This window comes from Candidatus Neomarinimicrobiota bacterium (genome assembly GCA_036476315.1).
Taxonomy (GTDB): Bacteria; Fidelibacterota; Marinisomatia; order Marinisomatales; family S15-B10; genus JAZGBI01.
Genome location: JAZGBI010000063.1, coordinates 1 through 19,764 on the forward strand (window position 1 = coordinate 1; position 19,764 = coordinate 19,764).

Genomic DNA, 19,764 nt, shown 5'->3' on the forward strand with positions numbered 1-19,764 from the left:
GAAACGTGCCTGAAAAACCTATTAAGATTCTAATGATTGAGGATAGCACCTTCTTTTCTCAATACATAAAGAAGATGCTGGCTGAAGAAAAGAGCGATGGATTCGATGTGGAATTAAAATATACTGACCAACTATCGGTAGGACTGGAGCTTATTGAAGAGGACGAAATCGACGTCATCCTATTGGATCTCACGTTACCAGATTCTGAAGGATTGGATACGTTCACAAGAACATCTGCTCAAGCATCCGAACTACCTATTATAGTAATCTCTGGTCTCGGAGATGAAAAGCTGGCTACCGAGATAGTCCAGAAGGGCGCACAGGATTATCTGATTAAGAGTCAGGTGAACAACATTGTGCTAAAACGTTCTATTCTCTACGCAATGCAGCGCAAGCAGGCAGAAATAGAAATAAATAACTATCGCGAACATCTTGAAGAACTAATTGAAAAACGCACTCAGGAATTGCAGATATCAAAAGCAAAAATACAGAACATTTTTGATTCTGCTAGCGATGGAATATATGCTTTAGACTTGAAAGGTAATTTCACAGAAGTCAATCAAAGAATGCTTGATATGTATGGATTCGGAACGTTTAATGAGATGTTGGGAACGAACGGGTTTGATTTGATTCCTCCCAGCGAAATCGAAAAAGCAAAGTCAGTAATGGGGGAAGTTCTGGAGAAGGGAGAGATTTCCTCCCTGGAATATTTTGCTCGAAAGATCGACGGTTCTGAATTCCCCGTTTCAGTAAGTAGTAGTATTCTGAAGGATGCTTCTGGAAATGCCGTGGGAACTATTGGAATTGCTAGAGACATCACAGACCGCAAGCTGGCGGAGGAGGAATTAAAAAAACACCGCGATCATTTAGAAGAGTTGGTTGAATCCCGCACCGGCGAATTGCGGAAAACGATCAACCTGATGGCTGGACGAGAAGTTCGCATGGCAGAGTTGAAAGACACGATCAAGGCATTACGCACTCAACTACAAGAAACAGGTATGACACCGGTGGCTGATGACCCTTTGAAGGAGGAAGGGATAATGAATAAGAAATGAATGTTAAGACAGGACCCAAATAGAATGAGGACTCAAGTTCAATGCGATTAAAACCGGACATATCCGATGATCTCTTGTCAAAGTGGCAGAAAATCGTTGACTTGATGGCCACAGTGGTTAGGGTCCCTGCTGGGCTCATCATGAAGGTTCATCCCACGGAGATTGAAGTATTTGTATCAAGCGATACTGAAGGCAACCCTTACGATAAGGGAGAAATGGCTCAGTTGAATACAGGGCTGTACTGCGAGACAGTTATGGCACGACGGGCCGAACTCCTGGTTCCTGATGCGCGTGAAGATCCGGAATGGGCACATAATCCTGACATTAAGTTGGGTATGTTTTCGTATTTCGGGTTGCCTCTGGAATGGCCTGATGGGGATGTGTTTGGAACCATATGTGTTTTGGACAAGAAAAAGAATAGGTATTCCGATACATATCGGGAGCTGATTTGTCAGTTCGGCGAGGCTTTGAAGATGGATCTCAAGAATCTTGTCACCATCTTTGAACTGGAGCGAACACAGAGAGAGCTGCAGAAGATGGTCAACCTGATGGCTAACCGTGAGGTGCGCATAGCGGGATTGAAAGAGATAATTCTGCAATTACGCGCACAGCCGGAACAGACAGGTCTGACGCTAGTGACAGATGATTCATTGAAGAACATAGGTAAGAGGAAGCGCTGATGCGGGCGAAAGGAGCTTGGCGTTTGGCTACGGTGTGGGCAGTGGTTGTCGCAGTATCTCTGGTGTGGAACGTGTTTCAGGAAAAACAACAGTTCTTGGAAGCTGCCCGTATTCAAGCTTGATGTGGAGACTACCTGATTAATAATTGAGATTCACCGATGAGTTATGATGTAGAAAGGCCACTGAAATTCTCTTCCTGGGAAGTGGTGAAACGATTCCTAGTTATTTCTGTCTTCTTAATAGCACTTATTGGAATTGTGACATCGACAATCTACTACAATGATCTGGCTCGAGAGAAAAAGCTTATTGAAAACGATCAAATGCTCGAGATATACAAGTTAAGTGAAATAATTACCATCCATATGGACGCCGTTTTCTCGGACCTGTTAATTGTAGCAGAACACAATCGTTTATTGGAATTGATTGACTCCTATAGTAAGACCAGACGCGATGCTTTAGCGGAAGTTTTTCTAACATATTCTACAAAGAAACGGGTTTTTGATCAGATACGTTTATTGGATACAACAGGTAAAGAAATTGTGCGAGTCAATTTCAATAATGGCGATCCTGCCATTGTCCCCGATGAAAAACTTCAAGTAAAGAAAAAACGGTATTATTTCCAGGATATTTCCCAATTGGATCGCGGGGAAATGTACATATCTCCGTTTGATCTGAATGTTGAATACGGACAGATTGAACAACCGTTGAAACCAACGATACGTCTTGCGACCCCGATTCTTGACAGTGAAGACCGAAAATCCGGGTTTTTAGTTCTCAACTATTTGGGTTCAGACTTACTCGAACATCTAGCTTGGATAGAGTCTGATGCTCATGTTGGACAAATCATGCTTCTTAATTCTGATGGGCATTGGTTGAAAAGTCCCAATAAGGAAGATGAGTGGGGATTTATGTATGAAACTAGGACTGACCTTACTTTTGGAAAAGCATTTCCCGATGCATGGCAACAGGTGAATAGCGAATCCTCAGGTCAATTAATTACAGAAGAGGGACTTTTCACTTTCAATACCATATATCCCTCCTCTGAAAGCATAAAAGCGAGTATAAGGTCAAGTAGGCCATTTGAGCCGGGTGAAACTAAGCAATGGGCTGAAGATTATTACTGGAAAATCCTAACCAGGGTTACACCTGGCGAATTGATTGCGCACTCAAGGAAATTGTTAAAGAGTATTCTCCTGGTGGATGGTGTATTACTTGTAACATCAATGGTCATTCTATGGATTCTCGTCTACACAAAATTATTACACAAACAAGCTGAAAAGGAATTGGAAAAACATCGCGGCTACCTTGAGCGATTGGTTGAGGAACGCACTTCCGAATTAAGAGTTGCTAACGAGCAACTGCGAAAAGAGATCACCGAACGGAAGCACGCAGAGGAAAAAATCCGCAAGTTGAATAGAGAACTTAAACGACGGGTCAAGAGCAGGACTACAGAACTGGAGAAGACGGTTAACCTGATGACCGGGCGTGAGGTTCGCATGGGGGAATTGAAGAGTGTCATAGGGGAACTTCAAACACAATTAGAATCGGCCGGAATGAGACCTGTGGTGAGTGATCCGTTGAAGGAAACAGGCAGAAAAGAAAGCTGATGGGACGGGAATGGAAGAGGAAACCTAATGAATTTCGTTAGTGGGAGTTTGAGGAATAAGTTGATTGTGGTCTTATTGACCACCTCGCTCAGTCCGATTATGATTGTAGGATGGTTGAGTTTTGTCAATGCCAGAAATTCTCTTCGAACTATTGCGATTGACGCGTTAGAATCGATTATCGATCAAAAAATTCAAACAGTAGAGTTATTCTTTCTGGAGCGCAGCCAAGATATCCAAGCAGCTCAAGAATTCTATAATATTAAGGCGAATCTTCCCATTGTGAGCCAGTTTGCTAATGATAGAACCCATCCCGAATATGTTGCAGCTAAGAAAATGCTCGATGGCCAGCTAAAGACATTCCAAAAAGCCTATGACTACGCAGATGTTATGCTGGTGAATTCTGAAGGGGTAATTGTGTATGCATCCGAAGAAACACATGAAGGGAGCGACCTGGGCGAACCTCTTCCTGACCCATCCGGCCAGGTGTTTGAAGAGGGGAAAAAGGGGATATACTTTTCTGATATTTTCCCATTCGGTGAGAAATCTGATATGAATGAGATGATGGTCTCAGCACCAATCTATGATTTTGACGGAATGTTTGCTGGTGTGGCTGTATTGGAGATTGATATGACGCCTATATATAGAATGATTCAAGATACAGCTGGATTGGGTGAAACGGAGGAAACTCTGATCGGTCAGAGAATAGATAATGAGGTGGTATTTCTTAGTCCGCTTCGTCATGATCCAGACGCTGCCCTTACCAGAAAAGTAGCTATGGGGAGTGATATTGCTGTTCCAATGCAGAAAGCTGTTCAAGGTTTACGGGGTGTTGACTTATCTGTTGATTACCGCGGTGAAGAGGTCATCGCTCACTGGCAGTACCTTCCTTCTTTGAATTGGGGGCTCGTTGGCAAAATAGACCAGAGGGAGGCCTTTGCTCCCGTAATGTCATTGAGACGCACTTTAATAGTATTTTCCATTTCCCTGACTTTCCTACTGATAGGACTCTCCTACTGGGCATCAAGAAGGCTTACAGATCCGATAAATTCTTTGAGAGAATTGGCCAATCGAATTTCCAGTGGTGATTTCTCTGTTTACCCCGAAGTTAAGTCTGACGATGAGGTCGGCCGACTTTCTGATACTTTCATTGAGATGGCCAGGGAGTTAGAGATATCAATCACAGAATTGCAGGGGGAGATTGCAGAGCGTAAGCGGGCGGAGGAAGAACTGAAGGAATACAAGGACCATTTGGAAGGGATAGTCCAGGAGCGTACAACCGAACTTGAAGAACGAGTTTCGGAAGTGGAAAGGCTCAATCAAGGAATGACGAATTTGGCAGAAGATATGCAGGTGATCAACGCAAATTTAGAGTCCACAACCCGACAATTATCCGAGGCCAATAAAGAGTTGGAGGCCTTTAGTTACTCCGTTTCACACGATCTGCGAGCACCGTTGAGAGCAATCGAGGGATTCTCAAGGATGCTCGCTGGGGATTATGCAAGTACTTTGGACAAGGAAGGCCAACGCTTGCTGAAGGTTATCACCGATAACACACAAACGATGGCAAATTTGATTGATGACCTACTCGACCTTTCCCGGCTGGGTCGTACAAAGATGAGATGCCAGATTACTGACGCAAACAAGCTAGTTAAAGCAGTCCAGAAGGAGCTTACTGCTGAAGTCCCTGATCGTTCAATCCGGTGGGATATCAAAGACCTCCCAAATATCCGGTGCGACCCATCTTTAATCCGGCAGGTTTTTGTTAATCTCCTATCGAATGCAGTCAAGTATACGAAAACGCGGAAGACGGCCAAGATCGAAATTGGCAGCATGACAGAAAATGACGAGATAATATTCTATAGTAAAGACAATGGTGTTGGTTTTGATATGAAATACGTTGAGAAGCTGTTTGAAGTTTTTCAGCGCTTGCATAGTAGCGAAGAGTTCAGCGGTACAGGTGTTGGACTCGCGATTGTGAAGCGTATAGTTCAACGCCATGGAGGTCGCGTTTGGGCGAAAGGACAGGTTGATAAAGGGGCAACCGTTTATTTCACGTTACAAAAACAAGGGGAAACAGATGAGCTATGAAGACGACATTCAGATTCTGATGGTGGAGGATAATCCTGCTGATGCTGAACTGGCCTTGAGGGCTCTGAAGAAGCACAATCTGGCCAACAATGTGTATTGGGTCAAGGATGGAGCCGAAGCATTGGACTTTGTTTTTGCCCGTGGAGAATATTCTGATCGCACTCAAAACCACCGTCCCAAGTTGATATTATTGGATTTGAAACTGCCCAAAGTGGACGGATTAGAAGTGTTACGCCAGGTCAAGTCTAATGAAGAAACAAAAGTAATCCCTGTTGTTGTACTTACATCATCCAAAGAAGAACAGGATATGATAGAAAGCTATGAGCTAGGAGTGAACAGTTATATCGTGAAGCCGGTGGGTTTTGACAATTTTGTTGAAGCTGTGGCTGAATTAGGCTTGTATTGGCTACTTCTTAATCAACCTCTGCGCTAGTAGCACATCTTTTGGACAAGCGATAATAAACAGGAAAGATTGATCTTTAGAGGAGTCATTAGATGAGTGATCTTATGCGCGTCCTGATGCTGGAAGATGTACCAACAGACGCAGAATTGATTGAACGTGAGCTTAAAAGTGGAAAATTCAATTTTGTTCTGAAACATGTTGACAACAAAGAAGCATATCAAAAAGGATTAAAGGAATTTCAACCGGATCTTATTCTATCTGATTACAGCCTGCCTCAATTTACCGGAATAGATGCTCTGAAGATCACACTGGAGCAAACAACTGACATCCCATTTATAATAGTCACTGGATCTATGAATGAAGATACCGCTGTCGATTGTATTAAGGCCGGAGCCTGGGATTATGTAATTAAGGAGCATCTACAGCGTCTAAACCCAGCAGTAAATGAAGCGATGGAATTGAAACGGGCCCGAGATGAACGTGGGCAGGCGGAGGAGGAATTGAGGAAGAGCGAGGAGAGATACCGGACCACCTTAGACAGTATGTTGGAGGGTTGCCAGATCATAAGCTATGATTGGCATTACTTGTATGTCAACGACATAGTGGCAAGGCAAGGCCGCCGGGAAAAGGAAGAACTTCTGGGCCACACTATGATGCAGGTGTATCCAGGTATTGAAGATACTGAGATGTTCGCATTTCTTCGTCGCTGTATGGAGAGGCGGATTCCACATCGGATGGAAAATGAATTTACATTTGCTGATGGAAGCACAGGTTGGTTTGATCTAAGCATTCAGCCTGTGCCCGACGGCATCTTTATACTCTCTTTAGACATTACCGAGCGAAAGCGTTCAGAGGAAGCGCTGAAGACATCTAAAGAATATACAGAGAATCTTGTTGGTAGTTCTCTAGACATGATCATCGCTGTTGATAACAACAGAAGAATTTCAGAGTTCAATAAGGCCGCTGAGGAGACTTTTGGATATAGCCGGGAGGAAATACTGGGTAAGCATGTAAACATACTCTACGCAGATAAGAAACAGGGTCTTGTTGTCCACAAAATGACGGTCAGGGAAGGACGGCATATCCAGGAAGTGCATAACCGGCGAAAAAATGGAGAGGTTTTCCCGAGTCTTCTTTCTTCCTCTGTCCTCGTTGATTCGAAAGGTAAAAGAGTGGGGGCGATGGGAGTCTCTCGTGACATCACGGGGAGGAAGCAAGCTGAGGAGGAAATCCGGAAACTCAACGAAGAGCTGGAGCAGCGTGTCAAAGAGCGCACTACTGAACTCGAAGCTGCCAATGAGGAACTCGAGTCATTTTCCTACTCAGTCTCGCACGATCTGCGGGCGCCCCTTCGCACCATAGACGGCTTCAGCCAGATCTTACTGGAAGATTACGGCGACAAGCTTGACTCACAGGGTAAAGATTACCTTCAAAGGGTGGATAAAGGTGCGAAGCACATGGCGCAACTCACTGATGATTTGCTGGAGTTATCACGCGTGACACGAAGAGAAATGAAACGGCAAGCAGTTGATTTGAGTGCGTTGGCAAAGGAGATTGCTGCAGAACTTGAGAAGACCCAACCGGAGCGTCAGGTGGAGTTCATAATTCCAAAGGGGTTGGTTGCCAACGGGGATTCGCGTCTTCTACGCGTGGTACTGGAAAACCTCATGGGGAATGCCTGGAAGTTTACCGGTACCAAGCCGCGCGCAAAGATAGAGTTCGGTGTCGAAAGTGTTAACGGCGAGTCGGCCTATTTCGTGAAGGACAACGGTGCGGGTTTCGATAGGGCCTACGCCGACAAACTATTTGCCCCTTTCCAGCGGCTGCATTCAGAGACTGAATTTGAAGGCACCGGAATTGGTTTGGCCTCCGTAAAGCGAATCATACGTCGTCATGGTGGCCAGGTCCGGGCCGAGAGTAGAGAGGGGAGTGGGGCAACATTCTACTTCACCCTTCAGCAACAAAAGGAAGAATAATATGAGCGAGAAAATCATACTTATGGTGGAAGACAGTCCAAATGATGGGATTTTGACCCTCCGTGCTCTTGAGAAAAACAAGGTGAAAAACCGGATCGTTGTGACCAGCGGTGGAGAACATGCACTGGATTATCTTTTTGCAAGAGGTGAGTACGAGGGCCGGGATACCAGTGCTATGCCGGACCTTATCCTGCTCGATCTCAATATGCCCAAAGTAGGTGGTTTGGAGGTGCTGCAGCAAGTGCGCGCAGATGACCGGACAAAACTCATACCTGTTGTTGTCTTCACCACTTCAAAAGCGGATAGAGACCTGATTGATGCTTACAACCTGGGCGTAAACAGCTACGTTCGCAAGCCGGTGGACTTTAAGGAGTTCAAAAGAACTGTGGAACAACTGGAGCAGTACTGGACAGTTCTCAACCTGCCACCGCCCAGGGGAGAAAGATACTAGATGAGAGCACCGCTCAACGTATTGCTCATAGAGGATTCAGAGGATGATGCTCTGTTACTGCTGCGTGAACTTCGGCGCGGGGGATATGATCCAACCTTTGAGCGCGTCGAAACCCCCAAGGACATGAAAGCTGCATTAGAAAACCAAACCTGGGATGTCATTATTTCCGATTACGTCATGCCCCGTTTCAGTGGACCAGCCGCCTTGGCACTGCTGAAGGAGTATGGGTTCGACGTACCATTTATTATCGTGTCCGGAAAGGTGGGTGAGGAAACAGCGGTTCAGGTCATGAAGGCCGGTGCCCATGACTACATTATGAAAGACAATCTGGCGAAACTGGTCCCTGCCATCAAGCGTGAATTACAAGATGCAGAAGTGCGGCGGGAACGCACGCAGGCCGAAGATGAATTAAGAAAATCGCGTGACAAACTGCGAAAACTTTCTTCCCATCTTCAGACAGTTAGAGAGGAAGAGAGGACCGCGATTGCACGTGAGGTCCACGATGAGTTGGGCCAGTTATTGACTGCCATCAAATTTGATGTCTCTTGGCTACGGAAAAGAATACCGAAGGAAGCAACAGACGGGATCGAAAAGACGGGATCGATTCTCAAGCTTATCGATTCCGCGATCCAATCAGTGAAGAGAATTTCATCGGATCTTAGACCGGTAGTTCTGGATGACCTTGGAATTGCAGCGGCCATGAAGTGGGAGGCGAATAAATTTGAAAACCGAACGAAAAAAATATGTAAGGTCAGACTTAGTCCAGAAGATATCGTTTTGGATCGTGATCGTTCCACAGCGGTTTTCCGAATTTTTCAAGAGGCCTTGACGAATGTGGCTCGTCACTCAGGCGCTACCGAAGTGACGGCAACATTAGGAATCGAGGATCATCTGGTAAAACTTAGTGTTGTGGACAATGGGAGGGGTATTACCGAGGAAATGACTTCCAGTTCTGACTCCTTAGGTCTTATCGGCATGCGAGAGCGAGTGATTGCATGGAACGGTGAAATTGAGATCAAAGGTCAAAAAGGGAAAGGGACATCCGTGGGAGTAAGCATTCCACTGGGCTCTTAAGAAAACTACAATGATAAGAGTACTCATTGCGGATGATCATCGGATTGTTCGCGAGGGGTTGAAGCAGATACTGGCTGAAACCTCTGACATTACTGCAGTCGGTGAAGCGAGTAACGCTGGGGAAGTATTAACGCAGGTATTGAAGAATGATTATGATGTCGTTCTATTGGATATCTCTATGCCAGGTAGAAGTGGTTTAGAAGTCTTAAGGGAATTGAAGAGTGCAAAAGCAGGTTTGAAGGTTCTAATGTTAAGTATGCATCCTGAAGAACACTATGCAGTCAGGGCGTTGAAGGCAGGTGCGTCGGGATATCTGACCAAGGATAGGGCACCGGAAGAATTGATAGAGGCGATACGAAGGGTATCATTGGGTGGGAAATATATCAGTGCTACCCTCGCTGAGAAATTAGCGTTTTACCTGGAAGAGGACTCAGAAAAACCACCACATGAGAGGTTATCTGATCGTGAATATGAGGTCATGCGCATGCTTGTTTCAGGAAAGACAGTAAAAGAAATAGCTCAAGAGTTATCATTGAGTGTTAAGACGGTCAGTACCCACCGGACGCGCCTTCTCCGAAAGATGAGTATGAAAACGAACGCTCAATTGACGTCCTACGCTATTCAGAATAAGCTTGTAGAGTAAAGCAAAAAGCCGAACTCACCCCCCCCCAAAAAAACATCTCCCTTCTCTCTTAATCTCCTAGCCTATAACAGGTTGTAGGACGGAGTCGTACAAGGCTTCGGGCCGAAGTCTGACAGATAAATCAGACTCCCTCCGATATTCTTTCCCCCTCAAGCCCTTTACCTTTCTTATACGATGATGATTCAAGACAAAGAAAGAGTTGAGAGAGGACGGGGAGAAGCAAGAATGAAGAAGATTCTCCCGTTGATATTATTTGTATTTGTTGCGATCAGCTCCGGAAAGGACATGAGCCCAGGTTGGATGACTTCGACTGATAATCTTGGTGGCAAAGTTATTCAGTGGGGATTTGTTCAGAATGAGCGGGCGCCCATTCATTTCTTAGGAGGAAGTTTGTTGGCCAAGGGACTGAACAATTCTTATACGAGATTGTCTCCCAAGGCAACACTATTGATTGTTACGGGTATTGGGATTGGCTGGGAAGTATATCAGACATCGCTCTTTGACGATTTCGGCAAAGTGAGTCAATCAGAGAGGTACTGGTTTGACGCAACGGGTGATGCGATTTCTATGGGGCTTGGAGCCCTGTTAGCATTAAGCGATTTTGGGAAGGTCAGTTTTTCGGTAGACCAGAGTCAGTTACAGATACATTGGCCATTATGATGGTGACTGGATACCGGTTGATTGGTTGATTGGTTAACTGGTGACTGGATGCTGGTTACTAGATACTGGTGACTGGATCCTTGATTCTCTTTTATCCTTTTACTTTTATCTTGAAACTTGGTTCTTGGCTCTTGGACCTTGACTGCTGACTGCCAACTGGTGACTGGATACTGGATGCTGGTGACTAGATGATGGATACTGGTTACTTGCTCCTTGATCCCTCCCGAGAGGCCATCGAATGGGAGATATCTAATATTTAAGATGTGCCCCCACGCCTATTTCCTCTTTCTGGCATAGTATCGCCGCACTTTGTTCCGGTTTCCGCAGTCCTTCATGTCGCACCACCGACGTGACCGGTTACGGCTCATATCAAAAAACAACCAGCCACACCCCCGGTCATCCGCACATTCACCAACCCTCTCAATCGCATCGGAAGTCAACAATGACGCTGCCGAACGGGCAATAGGCCACAATATTCGATCCAGCGCATTTTCGTCACCGGACCACCCCCAGTCAAAGCCCTTTTCGGATTGTAAGAGTCTCAAGTGAACCAGAGCTTCCGATAATGAGGCATTCAGGGCAGCCAGGTTAGATGACTCTGGTTGTCTGTCCTCTGCAACCGCAGAGAATATCTGGTAAATGGTCTCCCGAAGGGAAATAGCCTGCCTGTGGACTCTCTTTGTCCTTACAGGGCGCTGTCTTGATTCCTGCAGGATTTTTTCGGCTTCCTGATTTTCTAAGACTCCAACATCCCTGGCCCAGGAAACCAGTTTGCGGTAAGTGCCAATATGTTCATCTGGGTGATCACTGGCATGCCATTCCGCAGTGTTTGCAAAGTCCAGGCATATCCAGCCGGTTTCCAGTTTAAGAGGGAGGTTGTATGCGTTGGTTTCTGTCATTCCCCTTAGGTTCCTTTCACATTAGTTCCAGAATTTTACGATAACCATCAAAATATGCTTGACAGGTTACACTTCCCTTTCCTATATTAACACCAGTGTAAGTAATATAGATAGTTATGAGTTAATAATCAAGATCAAGGAAATGAAAAATTCTTGGTCCCCATTTGGTACGCTCCAGTTCCTGAAAACTGGATATCTATCGTGTTGCCTGCTACCGCTCAGAACTGTTGCTCCGTACCAACGCTCGCGGGATCTGCGGGGATCGGGAAGATTGAATGCGATATTCGCTGGTACCGGTAGGCAACCTTTCGTGAAGGTCTCCTATGCGTTCAAAAAGGCAGCAACAAACATTTCGAGCAGTGCTGGCACAAGGAGCGAAGATCAGAGTGGCTTGAAGACGTTTAGAAAAAGGTTAAGAGACACTTTCCAAAACTTAAATCCATGAAGAAAGGAACAAAGATGACTCCACCTGTGATAACTGGATCCATCGTCAAATGGATCAGGCGAATTACGCGAAATGGACATGATTCAGAAGAAGAAAGCTGGATCGTTCTGGATGCATTGCCAGGAGAGGACACCATAGCTGGGCTGTATTCAAGGGAGCCTTACAAACCAAGTGTCTATTATCCTTTGAGTACGAACTCCCTCGAAGTGGGTAAAAAGGTCCATGAGCAAGAGTAGATCCAAGAGCCAAGTAACAAGGGTCAAGTAACAAGGGTCAAGTATCAAGTAACCAGTGAACCAGTTACCAGATGGCAGTGGGCAGTAGCAGACAAGATCCAAGAGCCAAGTAACAAGGGTCAAGTATCAAGGATCAAGTATCAAGTAACCAGTGAACCAGTTACCAGATGGCAGCGGCAGTAGGCTGTAGCAGAGCCAAGATTCGACGCTAAGGGATGATCATATCCCCCATCTTGACCTAATCCAGGAGATGGTATAACTATTTTTGGATTGCAACTCCTGGGTGGGTCACAATATATTTCGATCAGGCAAGTCGGAATAGTCTTCTGCAAAGGGTGGAACGGGTTTTCACTTTACAAACGCCATTCTAATGGCAAGGATTCCTTTCAGAATGCCCATGTTCGCGAATGCAGGAACAAATATGATTCCATAAGCCTCTTGTTCCGAGCCCACGATAGAGAGGGAAAAAGAAATGCACTGCTGTCAATGTGAGGGCATTGAAACCTTTTTTGATAAAAAGGTGGCGAAGAGAGATCTCAAAAGGTATCGCAAGAAAGGACCCGTCAGGACGACAAGAATTCTCATCGAAGCCCTTACGTCCAATGGCATCCCAGGACAGACTTTGCTCGACATTGGCGGCGGAGTAGGGGCGATTCAACATGAATTTCTGAAGGCCGGCTTGGAAAACGCGACCAATGTGGATGCATCAAAGGCCTATATAGCGTCAGCCCAGGAAGAGGCTGGCCGCCAAGGCTTTGCCGACCGTGTTAGTTACCACCACGGGGATTTTGTCGATCTTGCACCTGAGATTGAGGAAGCCGACATTGTTACCCTGGATCGCGTCATCTGTTGTTATGATGATATGGAGAGGTTGGTCGGATTGTCGGCAGAGCGGGCAGGGAAACTATACGGAGTGGTTTATCCTCGGGATAACTGGCTCATGAAAGTGGCGCGCCCTGTCATCAATTTCGTTTTCTGGCTCAAGGGAAACCCCTTTCGTATGTTCGTGCACCCGACACAAGCGGTTGACACCAGGATTCAAGAGAGCGGCCTTAAACCGTACTTCCACCGAAAAACAGCCATATGGCAGGTAGTGGTCTACGCGCGTTGAAGTGGGGGGCCTGTTCCCCGAAAAGCGGTCCAGGGAACTCGACGGTCTGATATATCTACACCGGTCACCACGCGAGCGGCTAGCTATCAGACCGCTATTATTGCATTCCCAGCTTCTTATTCCGGGCCAAGAATTTTATGGCTTCCTTAACCCTTCTTTTTCTCGTCTCTTCCCTTTTTGCGCTTACAATCCACCCTATATACTGTTTCTTATAGGAGGGCGCAAGGCTCTGGTAATATTCAGATGCCTTTTTATTAGATGACAGGGCTGATTTGAAATCTGCCGGAGCTCTTTGAATGTCTATGACTGGTGATAATCGGTCCCAGTAACCGTTTCTTCTGGCCTCCCGTATCTTTGTAGATCCTGCCTCAGTCATAAGTCCTTGCTTGATCATTTTTTGAACCCTTTTCTTATTGAGCTCGGACCAGATGCTCCGATCTTTCCTGGGTGTGAATTTCCGCATATACTTCTCATCGTCAACCCTCCGGATAATACTATCAATCCACCCAAAACATAACGCTTCCTCCACAGCGTCATCATACGGTATGGTTGGTTTTTCTGTGTGTTTCTTATAGTACACTAGCCAAATCTCATTCTCTTTCCCTTGGTTTTTTCCCAGCCAGGCTCTCCAGTCCTTTCTGTTTGTGACATATAAAGTTCTGGGAGCTTTCGAACGATTTTTCATGTATTGGTTTTGCGACAAAACAACTGAGCGGTCCCACCACTCCAGGAGGCATTATGTCTTATACAGCCCGCCGCCTGCGCCACCAACCGGCCAGGGCCGCGTCAAGACTATACTTACCTGGACCAACCATGAATACGCCGGTTAACACAAAGAGATTCTTCAGGGCATGGCCAGCGCTCCCCCTACCGCTGGCGAGGTGTGACCACGAGGCCATCAGCATCGTGAATCCCAACAGCGCGCACATGGGTCGGAAGAAAAGACCAAGCGCGATGAGAATGCCGCCGATCGATTCCGAAAACGCTGCGAGAAACCCGAAGACAGTGTGACCGAAGTCGATTCCAATGTGCCGCATGACGCCGCCACTGCCTGTCCAGTTCTCAGGCCCGGCAACCAGCTTCCTCCAGCCGTGAAAATATGTGAAGCCCAATCCAAACCCGATTCGAAGCACCAGGAGACCCAGATCCTGCCATTTTGTCCACGCTCTCTCCAAGGTTTCGTTCATCCTCTCCCCTACTCTGTTCACCCGGCTTGCCAGCGCCCAAGCTCAGTCGTGCCCGCTCGCGGTGAGAATCCGTGGTCCGACTCCATTTTCAACCCGTCTTCACCAAACATGATGAATTTCTGATTACAACCATCCATTAATCTTGTAGAAGAAAATTGCAGTGTACTCGTAAATGGCCCGGCTGGAAACTGACAGATTCTCAACATTGGGAACCAACTGGAAGGGATCAATGTGTATTATTTTTCTTCTCTTTCTATAGAATCTCGCCTTTACCGGATGAACCACAATCCCTGTCTTTCGGAAAACACCCTCAGCGCGAGGCATGTGCAAAGATGAAGTCACTAAAGCAATTGTTTTCACTTCCAGGCTATCCAGTATTTGCTTTGTATAAAGAGCGTTTTCTCGGGTATTTCTTGACCTTGCCTCGACAATTATCTTCTGCTTGAGCACGCCAAATTCTACAAGAAGATCTTCCATCATGTGAGATTCTTTTTCAGGCTCATTGAAAAATTCTCCACTTCCGCCCGACACTATTATCACCGGTGAAACCTTCTCGTTGATAAGTCTTATCCCGGTAATCAATCTCTCTGGGTTTCCTCCCAAGACCACGATGGCGCCCACTCTAAGATTATCGAGGTTGGGCGCTGGAGATCCTGTCAAGGGAGTTACTAACCACTTACGAGTAGGCGTAATGCTGAAAAAATATAGCACCACGACACCAGTCAGGAAAAGCACATTGAACAATCTTCTGTTTCGCTTCCTTCTGAACCAAAAAGCGAGCACGAGCATTATCAGCCCAAAGCTCAGAGGGTAAATAAGCCAGACAAGTATCTTAGATATATAGAAAGACATTATTCGCTCAGTTATATATCAAGGACGAAAATCCTATCTGATAACATGTCCCTCGATCCTTTTATCGCCAGAGCAGAATGGGAGAGTGGGCTGTGTCCATAACGTGTCATAATCTTAAGTTCATTTGATTTCAAATCATACACCCTTAGACGAAGACTATCAAGTTGAATTAAGATACATTCTCTGTGAGAAACCCGTCGTGAAAGACGAGTTTTTGACGATGTTATGCGTCGTCTTCTCAGTAGTCGCAGCGGAGTCCCGATTCTATCGGCAAAACCAGTGACATTTGCTTTGCCAGCCCGCCTGCGCTCCCTTTAGTCGGGAGTGGGCAGGCCTGCCCACTCTCCCGCTCTGGCGGGATTTGGAGGACGGATCATTCTCGTCCGAAGAAGTAAGATTGGTTGCTTTCATGTTGCTATTCTCTCGTCGGACTATCTTATAAGTGATTGGTTTATTAGGTCCTGCACCACCATTCAATGAGATGAAGGCCGGTGAGGCTAGAATACGCGCGGGGGACGTCCGCTGCAGCGAGTTGTTATGGAGCGTCTTTCCTTGTTGTCTTTTTCCTTAATCGTTCTTCCATATTGATCATGCGCAATTGAGAGACCCCTGCTTGTGGAGTTCACTATTGAAACCCCGTTCTTAATTGCTCTGAATCTGGTGATGTAGGAATGATATGGTGAAATTGATTTCAAATCCCCTGTCGGGATTAGGAGGAGTTCAGTTTTAGTCTTTCCAGTTTGTGCTCAATGTAAAACTGTTCTCTGTCATGAGCGATCACAGGCGCCTCGTGGGGAAGTTACATGAGAAGAGAGGCCAGGTCCCATTTCGGGCCTTCATCGCGGCCCAAGAGTCTGATCTTACTTGGAACCCGGTAGATCTCAAGGACTAATATGCCAACAGAAAAAGCGGAGAGACTGCAATGGCGACCAGGATGAGTGGAAACCACCAATCGGTCTCACCAACTCGGGCTCTTCCTCTTAGTGTTTTCATTTTCTTCACTTCTTCACTCCTTTCTAATTGATTGGACAGGGGTGGGAGAAAAAGGTTGCCATAAGTTTTTCGAGAAAGTGACATTAAATCCGGGGGTCGGACCAAGCTATGTTATTGATATTCAAAGAGAATCGTTCCAATTTACTCACAAAATGGCTAATCTCCACAGGATCCTGCGGATAAGCATCAATATGGGACCTTATTCACATGATTATTCAACAAGATCAATTAGTTACCCCGGTCCGATCCTCTCTGACAACGGTGGTAACAAGAAATTGTCAACACTTAATATTTAGGTTGTGACCCCTTTCCACAAAGGTCCCCTTCATTTCTTCTTGATATGAACTACCTTGTGATACCATTTTAAGTCATCTTTGTCAAATTCCATGTCCTCATATTCCGGATTGTAACTGACAAGTCTGATTTTGTCTCCTTTGAAGTGTATTTCCTTCAGCATTATAGCCTCATCCTTAAACCTAACAACAACCATATCTCGATTCCTTACTGTAGCGGCAGGTGAACATATCACGATGTCGTCCGGCCTAAGAAGTGGCTCCATACTGTCTCCCTGTATTGCAGTCACTTTTAGACCATAGGCAGTAATATCTTTAAGGTCGTAGGGTCTATTCATCTCGTCATCACCGTGTCCAACCGGATATCCGTCTTCTGAAAAGAAATCCTTGGCACTATCGGCTACCCATCCAACAATCGGAATCTTGGCGGCTTGTAGATCCGGAGGCTCCCATGTTGCCCCTGGCGGCCGATCCACGGCTGGGGGGAGTTCCTCACCAGGTTTCAATTCGCGTTCAACAAATTCAATTTCAGTATGCTGGTCGTTCCAAATTATGTCTTTCTTGAAAACCTCTGCGAGGCTGATCAAATTACCCTCATGAGGTTTTCCCTTTCCGAGCCTCCACCGCCACAACGTATTTCTTCTAATGCCAATTTTCTTCGCTAGGAGATCTTGATTCCATGACCTGGCTTCAGGGGTGCTCAGCAGTTCCTTAACTGTTTCAGTTATTCTCTTCATATTCAAAATATAGCGGGAACCACGTTCAATAATGTGTATCATATGTCAAGAATCTATTGACAAGTATTACATTGCCTGTTATATTTGTAACCCATAATGGAACGTGGAAAAACGAAACCTCGACATTTTAGTAAAAAAGCTGGGCTTGGCTTTGTGGAAAATTGGAGTATCACCGAGTCTGTGAGTCGCTCGTGAAATGGCGAGCGAAGAGTCACTGAGGTATACCAATTAAAGATTGTGGAAGTTTTCGGTGTACCCGTCGATTTTCTTTATCTTGATTGTGAGGGTATGCCAGAACCCAGCTGTCTGGAGTCGGTGATATTCATATCCCGCAAATGGCCACTCAAGGCATCAAAATAGGGCTTTCTTCACACAATTATCCGATGAAATCAGTCAGTTGCATTGCTCCAACCGTATGTCCCACAATAAGAAGGACTAACCAGAATGCGACCCAAAGATCGACAGTGATAAACTATTGGGTTGAAATTAGAAACGGAACAGTTATTGAAAAGAATACAGTCGTAGACTAAATTGCATCAGCGCGAACGAGTACTCCGGATGATGAGAAAACCAGCACTTTCAGGCATCCAATCAAGGACCAACTTGGGTGGGAAGAAATTCCCCCCTGAAGCGTCCGTTTGGATGCCTTTGGAGTGCTTGTTCGCGCAATCACCCAAGAACTTCGGGGGGGATTTGTTTCATACGTTTCCGCCCCCTTCATTTCACCAATTTCCTGCTCTATTGATACGATACATCCAATATTTTGAACCTCTTGTTTCGGAATCTGAGGTCGGACCACGCTAAGTTATTGGTATTTAAGGGAAATCGTTCCAAGAACAGGTGTTTTCAGGCCTTCACAGTACCATTCAGAAGAGTTCTTGCTAATCAATTATGGCAAGAGCTCTGCAAGGACAAGTTCTTATTGGGGCGTCATCAACCGGCTTGATAGGTGAGAAAAAGGATCACCAAATGAGCGGCCCATCCGGAGAACATTGGCTCACCGATGAGGAAAGGCGCGAGATGAGGGAACGGTATGAGCGCCGTAAAAAAGACAATTCAAAGAAAAACCAATCGGGACGAAAGAGGCGCAAGGAATCGGATCGAAGTTGACCGAAGCAAAGAGAATCGCTGCTAAATTCGTGATGAGGCTCGCGCCTTATCATGACCGACATTTAGGTGGTTATTTGGGGTGGTAATTTGGGTGTGGTAATTTAGCGTCGGACCACGCTATCTTATTGATCTTCAAAGGGTAACCTTCCAAAAACAACTGTTCTCAAGTCTTAGAACGTCGTTTTTCATGCCAACACGACCCTTGTAAGAAGCACCAGTTCGAAAAGCCAGTCCATCCAGCGCTGTCGATCCCTGACAAATCTTAAGAGAAACTCCTTCCTGCCAGCTCCTCCTCCTGACCCGACGGGATCTAATCAAGTCAAAAGTACAATTCTACTCCCAAAATGGCCACTCTCCCCGGGATCCTTTGGATAAGCATCAAAACACCACGTTTTCGACATAGTTATCAAATAGAATCAAGGAATCATGCTGGTCCGACCCAAACTTCACCCCGTGTTGCTGATGCAATCAAGTGGGACTACGAGATTACCTAAAATATTGCTTTAGCTTCTTGTAGAAGCTTTCATGGGAACCTATGGAATACAAGAAAAGGGTATCTCTCTTTATCTCATAGGAGAGCAGAAGTAATTGGGGCCCGTGTTTGAATTTATGAACTCGAATCCCTCTTAGATCTCCCTTTTTCAGTTCCCCGATCTCTGGACTCTCCAAGATTAATCTAACCTGATCGTCAATCGCCAACTGGAGTTTCTTGAAAGACTTTTTCTTGAACTTTAGAAAATGATTTGAGGCGATGACCTTCAATCGATCACGCCAAACTGATATTCCTCGCCAAGTCCCGCTTCAATTTCCTTTTTTGCCTCAAGAGTTTCCTTGACGAATGACAGCGGTAAATCAGGATATTCTTCAGAAAGCATCCCGTCAGTAATATATTTCTTTATCTGTTCTGAAAGTGTTCTATGTTCCATTTCAGCTTTCACTCTCAATTTCATTTCTATGACTTCTGGAACTCTTAAAGTGACAACTTTCATCGTGTTCTCCTGTATTTCATTCGAATACAAGTTAACTATTCTGATAATTCCTTCAAACACTTTAATGTTCTTCACGACGCAAGATGATAGGGTAATAGACTGCGGAATATTCTACCTGTCCCGCTCGGGCGGGGTGCGTAAGGGTCTCGCCATGTCGGCTGCATCTTGATTGCGATCAACGATAATAGCTCAGCAGAAAAGAATAAACAAATAGCGGGCGGCTATGCAGAAAACATCAAGACAAGGGGGTCAAGTCTGCCGTTGCCCCCTCTTTT

Annotated in this window: 19 protein-coding genes; 12 read left to right on the forward strand and 7 right to left on the reverse strand. The window is 45.7% G+C overall.

Going from position 1 to position 19,764, the window contains the following annotated elements:
- The 10 genes from V3U24_05910 to V3U24_05955 all read left to right on the forward strand — a co-directional run.
- Positions 1-1,055 (forward strand): PAS domain S-box protein (locus tag V3U24_05910; protein MEE9166977.1); only part of this gene is annotated, 1,055 nt, incomplete at its 5' end.
- A gap of 41 nt (positions 1,056-1,096) precedes the next feature.
- Positions 1,097-1,735, forward strand: a complete 639-nt coding sequence (locus V3U24_05915) for a GAF domain-containing protein (GenBank protein ID MEE9166978.1) — start codon at positions 1,097-1,099, stop codon at positions 1,733-1,735.
- Between the two features lie 158 nt (positions 1,736-1,893).
- Positions 1,894-3,342 (forward strand): hypothetical protein, encoded by a 1,449-nt coding sequence (locus tag V3U24_05920; protein MEE9166979.1) that lies wholly within the window; start codon positions 1,894-1,896, stop codon positions 3,340-3,342.
- Between the two features lie 27 nt (positions 3,343-3,369).
- The gene (locus tag V3U24_05925) at positions 3,370-5,430 is read left to right on the forward strand and encodes an ATP-binding protein (protein MEE9166980.1); all 2,061 of its coding nucleotides are present in this window, start codon (positions 3,370-3,372) and stop codon (positions 5,428-5,430) included.
- Positions 5,420-5,863 (forward strand): response regulator, encoded by a 444-nt coding sequence (locus V3U24_05930; GenBank protein MEE9166981.1) that lies wholly within the window; start codon positions 5,420-5,422, stop codon positions 5,861-5,863. The genes V3U24_05925 and V3U24_05930 overlap by 11 nt, the downstream gene beginning before the upstream one ends.
- A gap of 62 nt (positions 5,864-5,925) precedes the next feature.
- Positions 5,926-7,809, forward strand: coding sequence for a PAS domain S-box protein (locus tag V3U24_05935; GenBank protein MEE9166982.1), 1,884 nt, complete (start codon positions 5,926-5,928; stop codon positions 7,807-7,809).
- 1 nt (position 7,810) lies between these two features.
- Complete coding sequence (locus V3U24_05940) at positions 7,811-8,260, forward strand: response regulator (protein MEE9166983.1); 450 nt, start codon at positions 7,811-7,813, stop codon at positions 8,258-8,260.
- Positions 8,261-9,334 carry a histidine kinase gene (locus V3U24_05945; protein ID MEE9166984.1) on the forward strand — a complete coding sequence of 358 codons (1,074 nt, stop codon included), beginning with the start codon at positions 8,261-8,263 and terminating at the stop codon, positions 9,332-9,334.
- A gap of 10 nt (positions 9,335-9,344) precedes the next feature.
- The gene (locus V3U24_05950; protein MEE9166985.1) at positions 9,345-9,977 is read left to right on the forward strand and encodes a response regulator transcription factor; all 633 of its coding nucleotides are present in this window, start codon (positions 9,345-9,347) and stop codon (positions 9,975-9,977) included.
- Positions 9,978-10,202: 225 nt separating this feature from the next.
- Positions 10,203-10,637 (forward strand): hypothetical protein, encoded by a 435-nt coding sequence (locus V3U24_05955; GenBank protein ID MEE9166986.1) that lies wholly within the window; start codon positions 10,203-10,205, stop codon positions 10,635-10,637.
- Positions 10,638-10,912: 275 nt separating this feature from the next.
- Here V3U24_05955 and V3U24_05960 read toward each other — a convergent pair whose 3' ends face one another.
- On the reverse strand, positions 10,913-11,536 hold the full coding sequence (locus tag V3U24_05960; GenBank protein MEE9166987.1) for an ABATE domain-containing protein: 624 nt from the start codon (positions 11,534-11,536) through the stop codon (positions 10,913-10,915).
- Positions 11,537-11,995: 459 nt separating this feature from the next.
- On the opposite strand from V3U24_05960, the gene V3U24_05965 reads away from it, so the two are divergent.
- Together V3U24_05965 and V3U24_05970 are read left to right on the forward strand one after the other, a co-directional pair.
- Positions 11,996-12,217 (forward strand): hypothetical protein, encoded by a 222-nt coding sequence (locus V3U24_05965; GenBank protein ID MEE9166988.1) that lies wholly within the window; start codon positions 11,996-11,998, stop codon positions 12,215-12,217.
- Between the two features lie 520 nt (positions 12,218-12,737).
- Entirely contained in the window at positions 12,738-13,328 is a 591-nt protein-coding gene (locus V3U24_05970) for a class I SAM-dependent methyltransferase (protein ID MEE9166989.1), read from the forward strand.
- A 97-nt stretch (positions 13,329-13,425) separates the two neighbouring features.
- On the opposite strand, the gene V3U24_05975 is transcribed toward V3U24_05970, so the two are convergent.
- The 6 genes from V3U24_05975 to V3U24_06000 all read right to left on the reverse strand — a co-directional run bounded on the left by V3U24_05975 (position 13,426) and on the right by V3U24_06000 (position 19,489).
- On the reverse strand, positions 13,426-14,013 hold the full coding sequence (locus tag V3U24_05975) for a YdeI/OmpD-associated family protein (GenBank protein ID MEE9166990.1): 588 nt from the start codon (positions 14,011-14,013) through the stop codon (positions 13,426-13,428).
- A 58-nt stretch (positions 14,014-14,071) separates the two neighbouring features.
- Complete coding sequence (locus V3U24_05980) at positions 14,072-14,536, reverse strand: DoxX family protein (protein ID MEE9166991.1); 465 nt, start codon at positions 14,534-14,536, stop codon at positions 14,072-14,074.
- Between the two features lie 102 nt (positions 14,537-14,638).
- On the reverse strand, positions 14,639-15,250 hold the full coding sequence (locus tag V3U24_05985; protein MEE9166992.1) for a YdcF family protein: 612 nt from the start codon (positions 15,248-15,250) through the stop codon (positions 14,639-14,641).
- A gap of 1,435 nt (positions 15,251-16,685) precedes the next feature.
- Positions 16,686-17,432 carry an XRE family transcriptional regulator gene (locus tag V3U24_05990; protein ID MEE9166993.1) on the reverse strand — a complete coding sequence of 249 codons (747 nt, stop codon included), beginning with the start codon at positions 17,430-17,432 and terminating at the stop codon, positions 16,686-16,688.
- Positions 17,433-18,986: 1,554 nt separating this feature from the next.
- The gene (locus V3U24_05995) at positions 18,987-19,262 is read right to left on the reverse strand and encodes a type II toxin-antitoxin system RelE/ParE family toxin (GenBank protein MEE9166994.1); all 276 of its coding nucleotides are present in this window, start codon (positions 19,260-19,262) and stop codon (positions 18,987-18,989) included.
- Positions 19,259-19,489 (reverse strand): hypothetical protein, encoded by a 231-nt coding sequence (locus V3U24_06000; protein MEE9166995.1) that lies wholly within the window; start codon positions 19,487-19,489, stop codon positions 19,259-19,261. Before V3U24_06000 ends, V3U24_05995 begins: the two co-directional genes overlap by 4 nt.
- Positions 19,490-19,764: the final 275 nt, after the last annotated feature.